Below are 12,815 nucleotides of genomic sequence, written 5' to 3' on the forward strand. Positions count from 1 at the left end.
TACTCGCATGAACGGCGCCGTGGTCGCCCTCGGCGCCCCCGGAATCGGCAAGTCGACACTCGTCGCCGGCGCGGGCCACGGGGTCCGGGTGTTCATGGCGGTGGGCGTGGAGTCCGAGGAGGACGTCGCCTGCGCCGGCCTGCACCAGCTGGTCCACCAACTGCGAGACGGGATCGACGACCTGCCCGGACCGCAACGAGCCGCGCTGCGGGCGGCCATCGGGCTCGCCGACGAGGCCGTGGCCGACCTCTACGTCGTCGGGCTGGCCGCGCTGACCCTGCTGTCGGACGCGGCGGTGAAGGCACCGCTGCTGGTGGTCCTCGAGGACGCCCACTGGATGGACCGGGCCAGTCTCGACGTGCTCGGGTTCGTCGCGCGGCGGATCGAGTCCGACCCCCTCGCCCTGGTCGTCGTCACCCGTGGCCTGGACGACCGGCTCGGCGGTGCCGGGCTGCCCGTGCTGACCCTGGACCCGCTGCCGGACGAGGTGTCGGGTGAGCCGCTGAACGCGGTGGCGCCCGGAACCTCACGTGTCCCATGCTGAAATCGCCACCGACCTACAGCTCGACTTAATCACGCCAGATTGACGAACTCGCCGACAAATCAGTCAGGAGCAGTGGTGTCGACCACCGCGGACTGTACCTCGGTCACAGTCTGACGCTCGTCGTCAGACTTCGCCAACTGGTCGTTACCCTTTTTCGCCCGTTGAGTTTCCTGGATTGTACGTTGAAGGCTGCCGACAGCAGTTTCGAGCTTGTCGATCTGCTCGCCGACCACTTTGAGTTCCGGCACAGTCGTCGGCAGGTGATGGAGCAGCTCGGCGGCACCTTTCAGTGTTTCCGCGTTGCCATCCAAGATCACCAGCTTGTCAGCGGCTCCGTTGAGGCGCTCCGCGGTGGCAGGCAGATACTGCAATCCGGTAGCGACGTCTTGGAGACGATCCGCGCTTGAGTCGAGATTGCCCAGTTCTCCCACTAGTCTCTGCACGGTTTCAACGATGGCGGCGAGCCGAGACGTTGTCCCGTCCAGGCTTGCAAGCTCGCGCGCGGTGGCGCCTAGTGCGTCCGCACTATCGGGAAGGTGCGACAGTTGCTTGGCTGTTTCGTGCAGCATCTCAACGGCATCGACGTTGAGCACCGAGGAACTCCTCACCGCATTCAGTTCCTCCAGGAGCGCATTCATCAGGTCCGCAGCCTCGGAATCCCTCTGCTCCAGACGCCCAATGATGACTTTGACGTCAACATCGCGCAACTTGATCGCTTCGTTTACCAGCTCGGCCAGCCGGCTCTCCGTGAGACCCTGGAGACCCTTCAGCCTCTCGATACCGCCCCGTTCACGTTTATGCTTCCAGCTCTTCAGCAGCTCGACCGAATACTCCGCTCCCGCACCACCTTCGTCGACCACCTGGTGATGCAAACGGCACAGGACGATCAGATTCTCGAAGGAGTTGCGCTCGTCATCGGACATCTCCGGGTCGAAGCGCTCGCCGGTCTCGTTCAGTGCGCAGATGTGTGCGATGTCGAGCGTGACCTTGAAGGTGCCCGCAGCACGTTCGACGATCGGCTTCTGGCACCCAGGCCAGTAGCATGTTCCAGCACTGAAAGCGATCAGAGCAGCACGGTCACCTCTGCTGTAATTTCGACCACCGCTCAAGACACCCCTCCACCGTCGAGCCTGACTTGCCACCTTAGCCTGCGGCATGGTTTGCGTACTTGACAGAACATCGACAGAACGCAGCCAGAAGACTGACCCCTTACGCGCGGATCCGGGCAGAACGACGTTGGACACTCGCCGCACCGACGGTCTCGCGTCGGAACCCAGCTGCAGACCGCTTCGGACCGAGTCCATCCGCTCTTCGGTATGAGCGCGTGTCCTGCCGAAGGACCGATCAGCGGCATGGACGGATATCTTCTTGTCGTGCATCCGTGAAAGGCTCACGTGATGCCTCTGGAGAAGGGCAACCGGTCCAAGGGCGAATCGACGATCCTGTTGGTCGCTTACCGGATCCCGATCCGGCCCTGCTGCCCAGCGGTGACACGCTGGGGGTCGCGATCCTCGGCATACTGTCGCCGGACACCTCGGTCGCCGCCGCGCTCGGCCACCGGAAGCGGTGCGGTTCCGAGTGAACGGAGGGGCGGACATGGCGTCGTCGGAGGCGTTGCTGGTGAAACCGTCGATCAGGGGCCAGCTGCCGGTGCTCGGTGTACTGGCCGGGTTCCTGGTGTTGGAAGTCGTCGTCGCGGTGCGGGGTCTACTGGAACCGTGGCTGGCGATCGCGTGCCCCGCGGTGTTCGTCGTGGTGCTGGCGGTCGGGGTCGTGTCACTGGTGCGGTCGCGCGGGAAGCCGTGGCAGCTGCGCTGCGGGCCGCACGGTGTCGAGGCGCGCGGGTTCGAGGCGGTGCCCTGGTCGGCGCTCGCGCAGGTGCGGATCAGCCTGCTTCGGCCGCGCTGGCTGCACTTCGCGACGCCGAGCCACTACCGGGTGGTGGCGTTCGTGCCCCGTCCCGGGGTGAACGTGCCCGCGGTCGCGGTCTTCGATCCGCTGTCCCGGCGCGGGGCGTCCTCGAGCCGGGCCGCGCGGTGGCAGACGAAACACTACGGCAGTCCCTTCGTCGTGTTCACCCACACCGTGGACGCGACTGCCGAAGAGATCGCCGAGGCGATCCGGAAGCTGACCGACGTTCCGGTCGTCGCGAACCGGTAGCCCCACGGGAAAGCGGGCCGTCCCCTTCGGTTCGAGGGAGACGGCCCGCCGTCGGGAATCGGCGGTCAGCCGTGCGCGGCCGCCAGTGCGGCCGTGGCCGGCTGGTCGGCGGGCGGCATCAGCTTCGGGTACTCCTTCTGGAACTTGTCGATCATCGTCGCGGACGGGATGATCCGGTTCGGGTTGCCCTGGCTCGTCGCCTGCTTCTCGCCCCACGCGCCCGCGGCCTTGCGCTGGTCAGGGGTCCCGTGGCTGTGGTAGCAGTCGCCGATGGAAGCGTCCAGGTACGTGACTTCCTGCTGGGTGCGGGCGTTCCACGCGTAGCCCTTGGCGTGGGCGACGAAATAGCCGCCGTAGGCGTCGGGGCCCATTTCGGACGACTCGTTGGGCGGGTAGTTCTCGTGGGCGAAGTCGACCTGGTGGCCGTATTCGTGGCCGACCACGGATTCCACCGAGACGTCGTCGAACCCGAGGACGTTGACCGTGTCGAGCAGGCCGTCGCCGAGGGCCACGCGCTTGCCGCCGAGGCTGTCGGCCGGGGCGGAAAACGCGTTCAGGGTGAGCAGCGGGTGGCGGCCGCCCTGCAGGGTCGGCACTTCGTAGAGCACCTTGGTGGCGAGCGCGGCGGCGGCCTTCACCTTCGCCGGTGCCAGGCCGAGGCTGAAGGTCTGCGCCATCTTCGCCTGGCTGCCGAGGTCGGTGCCCTTCCAGGCGACGAGCTGGATGTTCCAGCTTTCGATGTCCCAGAAGCCGCGCAGCTTGTCGATCGAGTCGGTGGCGCGCGAGGTGTACTGGCCGTCGGTGCCGAAGACCTGCGGGGTCTTGTCGGACGCGACGCCCTGGACGTAGAGCTGGCTGAGCCCCGACAGCGCGTTGAACGCCTGGTTCTCGAGCGGGGTGAGCTGTGCCGCGAGCTTGTTGGCGTAGGTCAGCAGCGATCCCTCGGTACAGCCCGGGATCGGGCCCGCCGCCGCCCGGCTCCGGGGGCCCATTCGCGGGATGGGCGAGTCGATGAGCCGGTCGACGCCGCGCAACGCGTTCGCGGGCAGGCCGTTGTAGAGATCGACCACGTCCTGGTACAGCTGCGCGACGTCCTGCTCCACGGTGGAAGCCGGCGCCGCGTTCGCGGGAACGGCCGTGGCGAGCACGAGCGCCGCCGCGGTGCCCGCCGCCGCGAATGTCTTGCCGAGGAATCTGGTCCGGTTGGTCAAGGTGGTTCCCCTCTTCGGTTCCGGTTCAAGATCACGAAGCACCGCCACAGTAGGGAGATGCTTGGCGGCGAAACCGGCGCGGGGGCAATATCCCCGGAATGGCTCACGCCTTTCGGAGGGTTTTCGCCGTGCGGACATCGGCCGAAAGTACTAGGTGTGACCGCGGAGAAAGATCTGTCACGTCGCCGATTTGTCCAATCGCTTGACGCGCAATACCCCCGTCAGCATCGGGAGGACGAACTCGCCGCCGGCGGTTTCCGGCGTGCTCGCGAGAAAGGCGCGGATCCGGCCGAGCGTGGCCGCTCGTTCCGGTTCCGGCATGACCAGCACACCCGCGCGCGTGGCGATCGTCGCGACCAAAGTGTCGGCGGTGCGCACCTGCCCGTGCGGGAACTCGGCCTGCTCCGGTGCGCCGAACCGGGTGGCCAGATCGGCGGTCGCGGCGCGCCAGCCGCTGAACGTGTCGCGCGGGCCGATGGCCGCGGTGCCGCCGATCCGCTCGAGCCCGGCGACCCAGCCCACCCGATCGTCCACGACGTTCCAGAGACCGGCCACGACGCCGCCGGGCCTGAGCACCCGTGCTATCTCCGGCCCGGCCACGGCCATATCGAACCAATGCAGAGCGTTCCCGGCCAGGACGGCGTCGACCGACGCGTCCGGTAAGGGGATCGCCTCGGCACTGCCCGGCCGGGCATCGACACCGGGCAGTGCCCGGCGCAGTTCGGTCAGCATCGCCGGATCGGGTTCGACCGCGGTGACGTCGGCACCCAGGGCGACCAGCGTGCCGGTCAGCTTCCCGGTACCGGCCCCGAGATCCAGCACGCGCGGGCCGGCCGCGGCTTCCAGCGCCCAGCGCACCGCGGCCGACGCGTAATCCGGGCGGTGCTCGGCGTAGGCGGTCGCCGCCGCGCCGAAGGACGAGGCGTGCCGGAGCCGCGTTTCCGGGTGCATCGAATCACCCTAACTCGCTCAGGCGAAAACGAAGTAGCGCAGCCACAGGTACGGCGCGGCCACGAGAACGGTGATCACGGTGACGACGGCGCCCTTCTTGGTGAACTCCCAGAAGGAGATGGGTGCTCCGGACCGGGCGGCGATGCCGAGCATGACGACGTTGGCGCTGGCTCCGACGGCGGTCATGTTGCCGCCGAAGTCGGCGCCGATCGCCAGCGACCACCACAGCGCTTCCGAGTGCGCCGGGTCCGGGATGTCGTTGGTCAGCGCGAGCACCAGCGGGCTCATCGTGGCGACGTAGGGGATGTTGTCGATGACGCCGGACAACAACGCCGAGACGACGAGGATCAGCATGACCGCGAGCAGCGCGTTGCCACCCGTGGCGTCGGCGGCCAGCCGGGCGAGCGTCTCGATGACGCCGGTCTTCACGAGGGCGCCGATCATGATGAACAGCCCGGCGAAGAACAGCAGCGTCTCCCATTCGACCCCCGCGAGGTACTGCTTCGGCTCGGTTCCGGAGAGCAGCACGAGGACGCCGGCGCCGAGCAGGGCCACGATCGACGGCTCGATGTGGATCACCGAGTGCAGCACGAACGCCGCGAAGACCGCCAGCAGCACGACCCCGCATTTGATCAGCAGCCGCGGTTTCTGGATGGCCTCGCGCTCGTTGAGCGCCAGCACGTCGGCGACCCGTGCCGGGTCGACGGTGAAGGAGCCGCGGAACAACCGGGGCAGCACGAGCGCGAACACGACGAGCTCGATGGCCACGATCGGGGCGAGGTTGACCAGGAAGTCGTTGAACGCCAGCCCGGCGCGGCTGCCGATGATGATGTTCGGCGGGTCGCCGATCAGGGTCGCCGTGCCGCCGATGTTGGCGGCGAGCACCTCGGCGATGAGGAACGGCGCGGGTTTGATGTCGAGGCGGTCGCAGACCAGCAGCGTGACCGGCGCGATCAGCAGCACGGTGGTGACGTTGTCGAGGAACGCCGAGGCGACGGCGGTGATCAGCGACAGCAGGATCATCACCCGCAGCGGGGATCCCTTGGCCCGCTTGGCCGCCCAGATCGCGACGTACTCGAAAACGCCGGTCCGCCGGAGGATCCCGACGATGATCATCATGCCGAGCAGCAGGAAGATGACGTTCCAGTCGACCCCGGTGTCCTCGGAGAAGAACGCGTCTTCCGATCCGCTGACCCCCAGCGCGAGCACCACTCCGGCGCCACCGAGCGCGGCGGCGGTCTTCGGGATCTTCTCGGTCGCGATGAAGAGGTAGGCGACCACGAACACCGTGACCGCGATCGCGGTGGTCACGCCACCACCCCCGCGGCGGTCAGCGCGGGGTCAGCGCCAGCTCCAGGAGACGGGACGCGGAGATCACGCCCAGCAGGGTCTTGCCCTCCATGACCGCGACCAGCGGGCACCGCAACCGCGCCATCATCGCGGCGACCTCGATGATCGTGTCGTCGGCGTTCACCCGGGGCAGCTCCGTGGCTTCCTCGGGCAACAGGGACCGCACGGTCTTGCCACCCAGTTTGTCGCACACCCGGTCGGCCATCGACTCGTTGAGCACCCCGGCCAGCGACGGGTCGTCGCGCACATAACCGGGCACCAGGAACTGCACCACCTGCGAGGCCGGCAGCACCGACTGCGGGCAGCCGGCCTTGTCGGTCACCACCAGGCCGGGGAGCCGCCGCTCGGCCAGCAGCCGCGCGGCCTCGAGCGCGTTGGAGTCGAGCTCCACGACCGGGTATTCCTCGGCCATCTGGGCGGCGTGCATCTTCCCAGCGTACGACGTCCCGAACGGGGGCGCCGGGGTTCATGGGCTTCTCCTGTCGGTTTCTTGACGGGCCGCGTGGCCGGTGGGGAGGTTGTCCGGCGGCTCGACCCGCAGCGCCTTCGCGATGGGGACGTCGGTCGAGGAGTGCAGCACGATCGACAGCGCGATCGTCACGGCGACCAGGTCGAACACCAGCTCGCTGTCCGGGATGCCGGACTGCAGCGCCAACAGGCCGTAGACCACCGAGGCGAACCCCTTCGGCCCGAACCACGCGGCGGTCGACCGTTCCCGCCCGGACATCGGGGTGCGCAGCAGCGACAGCAGCACCGCGGCCGGCCGCACCAGCACGATCGCCAGCACCGCGACGATCCACGCGCCGACGCTCAGGTGCGACAGCCGATCCGGGGTGATCAGGGCGCCGAACACCAGCAGCGCGGCGAACTTCGTGATCTCCGAGAGCAGGTCGCCCAGCGGCTCGAAGTGCTCGGCGGCGAGCCGGTCCATCGTCGCGAGGGTCGAGCCGGCGGCGAACGCGGCCAGGTACGGGTTCGCGTGGGTGAGGTGACAGCCCGCGTAGAGCATCACCGCGATCGCGAGCGGCCCGAGCGCCTGCAGCCGCGGCTCGGCGGTGAGGATCTTCAGCCGCCACGCCAAGCACACCAGTGCGGGCACGGCGACGCCGAGCACCAGGCCGAGCACGAGTTCGAGCGCGACGGTGCCCAGATCGGACTCGGTGTGCGCGGCGGTGGCCAGGAAGATCAGCACGAACGGCAGCGCCAGGCCGTCGTTGAGGCCGGACTCGACGTTGAGCAGCCGCCGCAGCCGCAGCGGGACGTCGTCGCGCCCGACGATCGCCGCGGCGAACACCGGGTCGGTCGGCGACAGGATCGCCCCGACCAGCAGCGCGGTCGGCCAGTCCAGCCCGACCAGGAAGTGTGCGGGCACGGCGACGCCGATCATGGTCAGCGGCATCCCCAGCCCGAGCGCCCGGCCCGAGAGCCGCCAGCCCTCCCGCAGCGCGGGCAGGCTCGCGCGCTGACCGTCGGTGAAAAGCACGGTGAACAACGCGATGTCCGCCAGCGCGGTCACCAGCGGATCGCGGGGGTGGATCTCGACCAGCCCGAACCCGCCCTGCCCGATCAGGGCACCGGCCAGCAGGAACAGCAGCGCGGTCGAGAGGATCGTGCGGGCAGCGACCCCGGACAGCGACACGCTGACCAGCAGCACGACGCCGAACGCCAAGATGAGCGCCATCGGACTCCCACGTTCGGTCCAACCGCCCGCCGCCCAGGCCGGGCACGGGCAGGCCGACCAGACTTCCCGGCACTCCTCGCGTAAAGATGCCGCAAAGACGGCTCCGGCGCAAACCGGATGACGCCGGTCAGTTCGCGGGTTGCCGATCCCCGGCGAGCGACAACAAGGACATCCCGGCGGCAACGCCGACCATCGTGAACACGCCACGCGGCCAGAAGATGTGACTGTCCAAAAACGACACGCTCGAGAGCAGGAGAACCACGGCACCCGGCGCCGCCCGCCACCGCTCCCGCAGGGCGGCCGCGGCCACGATGAAGACGCCGGCGGCGAGGAAGCAGCCCGCACCGAGGTACCCGAGCAGGTCCCCGATCTCGAAGACGGCACCGACGACCGGCGTGGCCCCGTGCTGGGCGCGCACCACCGTTCCCGCCCCGATCCCCGCGACGGCGTCGAGACCGCCGTAGAACGCCGCGAACCCGAACGCGGCCAGCCGCCCGGGCCACCGGAGCCAGGGCGGCGCCGAAGTGAGCAAGAGCCACTGCGCCACGGCGAGCAGGGGGAAGACCGGGAGCAGGATGACGTGCAGCGTGACCCACCAGGAGGCGGTAGCCGCGTCGAGCTGCCCGGGATGCACCGCGCCGAAGCCCGCGAGCAGGAGTCCCGGCACCGCGAAGAAGACGGCGCGCTGCCACCGTGACCCGATCACCGGGCGACCATAGCCCGCTCAGTGGGCGATCGAGCGGGCGACGAGATTAGAGAACCCTTACGTCCGTGCACCGGGTCTGTCAGGGTGTCCGTCGGAACCGGCTCGACACCGATCGACGGAGGTAGCTCGACCTTGGCCCCGACCGCCACCGCACCACGACGGGCGACCAGCAGGCCGATGCTGTTGTTCGCGTTCGCCTTCGCCGTGATGGCCGACCCGGTCTCCTCGGTCGCCTACGCCATCGAAGCCGCCCTCCGCGCCTTGCACGGCGACCTCGCCCTGCTGCTCCCGACGATGGCGCTGGTCGTGGCGATCGTCGTCGTCGTGATCGTCAACTACCACCAGCTCGTCGCCCGCTACCCCCAGGGCGGCGGCGCCGCGGCCGCCACCGGCGAGGCGTTCGGCGAGGCCGGCGCGTTCATCCCGATCGGCGCCCTGATCGTCGACTTCGTCCTGACCATCGCCATCAGCTCGGCCGCCGGCGCGTCCGCGGTCATCGCGTTCTTCCCGGCCCTGGCCGGGCTGCGGATCCCGATCGCGCTGCTGCTGGTCGCCGGGGTCGCTGGCGGCACCTGGTTCGGGCACTTGGGCCGCACGGTGTTCGCGGTGATGACCGTCACCTTCATCGCCCTGGCCGTCGCCGTGCTGGTCTCCGGCCTCTTCGTCACCCCGCACCCGGCCGGGGTCACCACCGCCGATCCCGGGCACGCGCCGCCGCTCGCGGTCGCGCTCGCCTTCCCGGTCGCCATGGCGCTGGCCACCGGGATCGAGGCGCCGTCGTCGGCGATCGCGCAGCTCGGCCAGCTCGACGACCCCGGCCGCCGCCGGTTCGGCCGGGTCACGCTGTGGCTCACCCTCGGCGTCGTCGGCACGATCACCCTCGGCCTGACGGCACAGGCGGTGCGCCTCGGCATCGGCGTCCCGCACGAGGACACCACGCAGATCGCCGAGCTCGCCCGCGCCGCCACCGCGACGCCGGTGTTCGCCGCGTTCCAGTTCACCACCGCGCTCCTGCTGCTGTCGGCGGCGAGCTCGTCGTTCCAGGCCGGACCGGGGTTGTTCAAGGCCCTCGCCCGACACCGCCACCCGGACGGCTCGACGACCGGCATCCTGCCCGCGTGGCTCGGCCGCACCAACAGCCACCACACGCCGTACTGGGGCGTGGTGGTTTTCATGCTGGCCGCCGGCGTGGTCACCGCCGCGGCCGGCGGACGAGACCAGGAGCTCGTGCTGTTCTACGCCGCGTCGGTGTTCGTCAGCTTCCTCGCCGGTCTCGTCGCGATGGCCCGGTTTTCCTGGCACGAGCGCAGGTTTGTTTTCCTCGCGATCAACGTGGTCGGCGCCGCCGCGGTCGGGTTCACGCTGGTGGTCAACCTGACCCGGGGCGACCCGATCATCTCGATCGCCGCCGCGCTGCTCATCGCCGCCGCGCTCTACGCGCTGTGGGTCCACTCTGGACGGCCGCGCGGGATCCGCAATGTCGCCGCCGAAGCCGAACACGAAGAACACGGGACCGTCCACTGAGGCCAGGAAACCCGAACACCGCATCGCCGCGGTCATCAGCGGCGCGGCGAAGGTGTAGCGGGCGAACCGCTCGCGTGACCGGCCCTGCGGATGTCAGGCCGTCGTCACCCTCGGGACGTCCGATGTGTACACGACTCGGTAGTCAGCCCCGGCTGACGGCCCGCTTGACCGTCTTGATCACCGGTGCGGTCTCGACGTGTGTGATGGCCGGCAGCTCGGCCACCCGCGTCGTCAGGTACCGGTACAACGCTCGCTGGTCCGCGCACACCACGCTCCCGTACAGGTTCGTCGGCCCGGTCGTCGCGGCGGCGAACGCGATCTCCGGATGCCCGGCCAGCGCCTCGCCCGCCTCCTCCAGATAAGCGGGGGCGACCGAGAGCCAGAGCAGGGTTCGCGGGCCCACGCCGAACAGGCGCACGTCGACGTCGATGTCCAGGTACAGCACGCCGCGCTCGCGCAGCTCGGTCATCCGGCGCCGGACCGTCGTCGGCGACCAGCCGGTCACCGTGGCCAGCTGCTCGAGCTCGGCGCGGCCGTCGGTGGCCAGCGCGGCGAGGAGCTTGCGATCCCCGTCGTCGAGCCTCACCGGTCCCGGCCGGTGGGGCACCGGGAGCGGGCGCAGCCGTTCGATCGCCGCCTCGTCCAGCGACCCGAGCTTGGCGACCAGGCTGTCCGGGCCGCCGTAGAACGCGTGCAGCACGGAGTGCGCCGTCACTCCCTCCACGCGCGGGGTGCGCGGGAGCTTGGCCAGCAGCAGCGCCTCGCTGTCGGCCTCGCTCTCGGTGCGGACCGTGCAGGTGATTTCCGTGCCCCCGGAGGTGATGCTCACCCAGGACGTGTCGGGGCGCTGGGCCAGCGCCTCGGCGACCGGGACCGACGCGGCGGGCGCGCAGCGCACCCGCAGGAACCACAGCACCGCGCCCAGCGCGGTCGGGTCGACGCCGCCGAGCACCCGCACCGCTCCCGCCGACCGCAACCGGGCGTAGCGGCGGGCGATGGTGCGATCCGACACGCCGAGCACCTCGGCGATCACGCTGAACGGCGCCCTGCCGTTGACCTGCAGGGCGTGCGCCAGCCGGCGATCCAGCTCGTCGTAGTCGGATTCCACCGTTCCGAACGTAATCGACGTCGGATATCGACGCAATCAACCCTGGTTCTGGCGCGACCGGCTCGGCAAGCGGGAGCGTCGCTCTCGTCCTGATCGACACCACCAGGGGAGAAACCATGGACACCGAAGTGCTCATCGTCGGCGCGGGCCCGACCGGCCTGACACTGGCCAACGAACTGCGGCTGGCGGGGGTGCCCGCCGTGCTGGTCGACAAGCTGCCCGAGCGCAGCACGCTGTCGAAGGCGGGCGGCGTGCAGTCCCGCACGCAGGAGGCGTTCGACCAGCGCGGTCTGCTGGAACCGTTGCTGGCCAACGGAAATCACCCCATCGGCACCGCGCACTTCGCCAGTATCACGCTGCCGCTCACCCGGGGCCGGCACCGGCACCCGTGGCGGTCCATCCCGCAGGTGGAGATCGAGGGATTCCTCGTGCGGCACCTGGCCGCACAAGACGTCCACGTCCGGCGCGACCGCGAACTGACCGGCATCACCCAGGATGCGGACGGGGTCACCGCGACCTTCGCGAACGGCGACGTCGTCCGCTCCCGTTACCTGGTCGCCGCCGACGGCGGCCGCAGCACGGTGCGGTCGCTGCTGAACGCGGAGTTCCCCGGCCGGCCGGGCACGATGACCACCGTCGCCGCCGACGTGCGGTTGGCCGGCGACGTCCAGGCGATGACGCACGCCCGGAGCGAGGACGGGCAGTGGGCGTCGGTGTTCCCGCTCGGCACCGATCCGCAGGGCCGGCCGCTTCGCCGGCTCGCGCTGGGCGGGCCGGGCCGGTCACTCCCCCGCGACGTCCCGGTCACCGAGGACGAGATCCGCGAAGGTCTGCGCGCCGTCTTCGGTGACCGGGTGCGGCTGCTCGAACTGCGCTACGCCCGCCGCATCACCAACGCGGCCCGGCAGGCGGCCCGGTACCGGCACGGGCGGGTGTTCCTGGCGGGCGACGCCGCCCACGTCCACCTCCCGATCGGCGCGCAGGGCATGAACACCGGCATCCAGGACGCGCTGAACCTCGGCTGGAAACTCGCTGCCGCGGTGCACGGCTGGGCCCCCGCGCACCTGCTCGACACCTACCACGCCGAACGCCATCCCGTCGCGGCCGCCGTGCTGCGCAACGTCCAGGCGCAGAGCCTGCTGATGGACCAGCAGGGCACCGGCGACCCGGATCTGACGGCCGTCAAGGAACTGTTCGCGGCCCTGACGCGACTGCGGGAGGTGCAGTACCACCTCGACGACATGCTGTCCGGGATGGGCATCCGCTACCCCGTGCCGGGCGCCGAGGGGCAGCCGCTCCTCGGCCTGCCCGCGCCGGACGTCGATCTCGGCCCGGTCCGCTCGCACGAGCTGCTCCGGCGCGGACGCGGCGTCCTGATCGATCCGGCCGGCAGGTTCGCCGAGGTCGCCGCCCGCTGGCAGGACCGCGTGGACCGCGCGGGCCAGGGCGCCGACGCCGAGCCGATGCTCATCCGGCCGGACGGCTACGTGTGCTGGGCAGGCAAACCGGACGACCTCGAACCGGCGCTCGGCCACTGGTTCGGCGAACCCTGCTGATCGGCGGCGCCCGGCCGGTGGCCC

Annotated in this window: 12 protein-coding genes; 4 read left to right on the forward strand and 8 right to left on the reverse strand. The window is 70.1% G+C overall.

Features of this window, described 5'->3' with window-relative positions:
* Positions 1-7 precede the first annotated feature (7 nt).
* A complete protein-coding gene (locus H4696_RS15205; RefSeq protein WP_158104354.1) occupies positions 8-544 on the forward strand; it encodes an ATP-binding protein in 537 nt (178 codons plus the stop codon).
* Positions 545-603: 59 nt separating this feature from the next.
* Here H4696_RS15205 and H4696_RS15210 read toward each other — a convergent pair whose 3' ends face one another.
* The gene (locus tag H4696_RS15210; RefSeq protein ID WP_143265197.1) at positions 604-1,923 is read right to left on the reverse strand and encodes a hypothetical protein; all 1,320 of its coding nucleotides are present in this window, start codon (positions 1,921-1,923) and stop codon (positions 604-606) included.
* A gap of 217 nt (positions 1,924-2,140) precedes the next feature.
* Between H4696_RS15210 and H4696_RS15215 the strand changes: the two genes are divergently transcribed.
* On the forward strand, positions 2,141-2,704 hold the full coding sequence (locus H4696_RS15215; protein WP_086862193.1) for a hypothetical protein: 564 nt from the start codon (positions 2,141-2,143) through the stop codon (positions 2,702-2,704).
* Positions 2,705-2,769: 65 nt separating this feature from the next.
* Here H4696_RS15215 and H4696_RS15220 read toward each other — a convergent pair whose 3' ends face one another.
* The 6 genes from H4696_RS15220 to H4696_RS15245 all read right to left on the reverse strand — a co-directional run bounded on the left by H4696_RS15220 (position 2,770) and on the right by H4696_RS15245 (position 8,603).
* Complete coding sequence (locus tag H4696_RS15220; protein ID WP_086862194.1) at positions 2,770-3,915, reverse strand: hypothetical protein; 1,146 nt, start codon at positions 3,913-3,915, stop codon at positions 2,770-2,772.
* A gap of 177 nt (positions 3,916-4,092) precedes the next feature.
* Complete coding sequence (locus H4696_RS15225) at positions 4,093-4,866, reverse strand: class I SAM-dependent methyltransferase (protein WP_192782325.1); 774 nt, start codon at positions 4,864-4,866, stop codon at positions 4,093-4,095.
* 18 nt (positions 4,867-4,884) lie between these two features.
* A complete protein-coding gene (locus H4696_RS15230; protein ID WP_086856759.1) occupies positions 4,885-6,177 on the reverse strand; it encodes an ArsB/NhaD family transporter in 1,293 nt (430 codons plus the stop codon).
* A gap of 19 nt (positions 6,178-6,196) precedes the next feature.
* Positions 6,197-6,643 carry a CBS domain-containing protein gene (locus H4696_RS15235; RefSeq protein WP_086856758.1) on the reverse strand — a complete coding sequence of 149 codons (447 nt, stop codon included), beginning with the start codon at positions 6,641-6,643 and terminating at the stop codon, positions 6,197-6,199.
* A 39-nt stretch (positions 6,644-6,682) separates the two neighbouring features.
* The gene (locus tag H4696_RS15240; protein WP_086856757.1) at positions 6,683-7,897 is read right to left on the reverse strand and encodes a cation:proton antiporter; all 1,215 of its coding nucleotides are present in this window, start codon (positions 7,895-7,897) and stop codon (positions 6,683-6,685) included.
* A gap of 127 nt (positions 7,898-8,024) precedes the next feature.
* Positions 8,025-8,603, reverse strand: coding sequence for a hypothetical protein (locus tag H4696_RS15245; protein ID WP_192782326.1), 579 nt, complete (start codon positions 8,601-8,603; stop codon positions 8,025-8,027).
* Between the two features lie 177 nt (positions 8,604-8,780).
* On the opposite strand from H4696_RS15245, the gene H4696_RS15250 reads away from it, so the two are divergent.
* The gene (locus H4696_RS15250; RefSeq protein ID WP_086856069.1) at positions 8,781-10,127 is read left to right on the forward strand and encodes an APC family permease; all 1,347 of its coding nucleotides are present in this window, start codon (positions 8,781-8,783) and stop codon (positions 10,125-10,127) included.
* 142 nt (positions 10,128-10,269) lie between these two features.
* Here the strand turns inward: H4696_RS15250 and H4696_RS15255 are convergent, their stop codons facing one another.
* Positions 10,270-11,235, reverse strand: a complete 966-nt coding sequence (locus H4696_RS15255) for an Lrp/AsnC family transcriptional regulator (RefSeq protein WP_086856070.1) — start codon at positions 11,233-11,235, stop codon at positions 10,270-10,272.
* 116 nt (positions 11,236-11,351) lie between these two features.
* On the opposite strand from H4696_RS15255, the gene H4696_RS15260 reads away from it, so the two are divergent.
* The gene (locus H4696_RS15260) at positions 11,352-12,791 is read left to right on the forward strand and encodes an FAD-dependent monooxygenase (RefSeq protein WP_192782327.1); all 1,440 of its coding nucleotides are present in this window, start codon (positions 11,352-11,354) and stop codon (positions 12,789-12,791) included.
* The last annotated feature ends 24 nt before the right edge of the window (positions 12,792-12,815 follow it).

It is taken from the genome of Amycolatopsis lexingtonensis (genome assembly GCF_014873755.1).
GTDB classification, from domain to species: Bacteria; Actinomycetota; Actinomycetes; order Mycobacteriales; family Pseudonocardiaceae; genus Amycolatopsis; species Amycolatopsis lexingtonensis.

What these genes read in the sequence shown, in the direction of transcription:
- H4696_RS15205 (WP_158104354.1), top strand. Translation starts at nt 8, where the DNA reads ATGAACGGCGCCGTGGTCGCCCTCGGCGCCCCCGGAATCGGCAAGTCG.
- H4696_RS15210 (WP_143265197.1), bottom strand. Translation starts at nt 1,923, where the DNA reads ATGCACGACAAGAAGATATCCGTCCATGCCGCTGATCGGTCCTTCGGC.
- H4696_RS15215 (WP_086862193.1), top strand. Translation starts at nt 2,141, where the DNA reads ATGGCGTCGTCGGAGGCGTTGCTGGTGAAACCGTCGATCAGGGGCCAG.
- H4696_RS15225 (WP_192782325.1), bottom strand. Translation starts at nt 4,866, where the DNA reads ATGCACCCGGAAACGCGGCTCCGGCACGCCTCGTCCTTCGGCGCGGCG.
- H4696_RS15235 (WP_086856758.1), bottom strand. Translation starts at nt 6,643, where the DNA reads ATGCACGCCGCCCAGATGGCCGAGGAATACCCGGTCGTGGAGCTCGAC.
- H4696_RS15240 (WP_086856757.1), bottom strand. Translation starts at nt 7,897, where the DNA reads ATGGCGCTCATCTTGGCGTTCGGCGTCGTGCTGCTGGTCAGCGTGTCG.
- H4696_RS15250 (WP_086856069.1), top strand. Translation starts at nt 8,781, where the DNA reads ATGCTGTTGTTCGCGTTCGCCTTCGCCGTGATGGCCGACCCGGTCTCC.
- H4696_RS15260 (WP_192782327.1), top strand. Translation starts at nt 11,352, where the DNA reads ATGGACACCGAAGTGCTCATCGTCGGCGCGGGCCCGACCGGCCTGACA.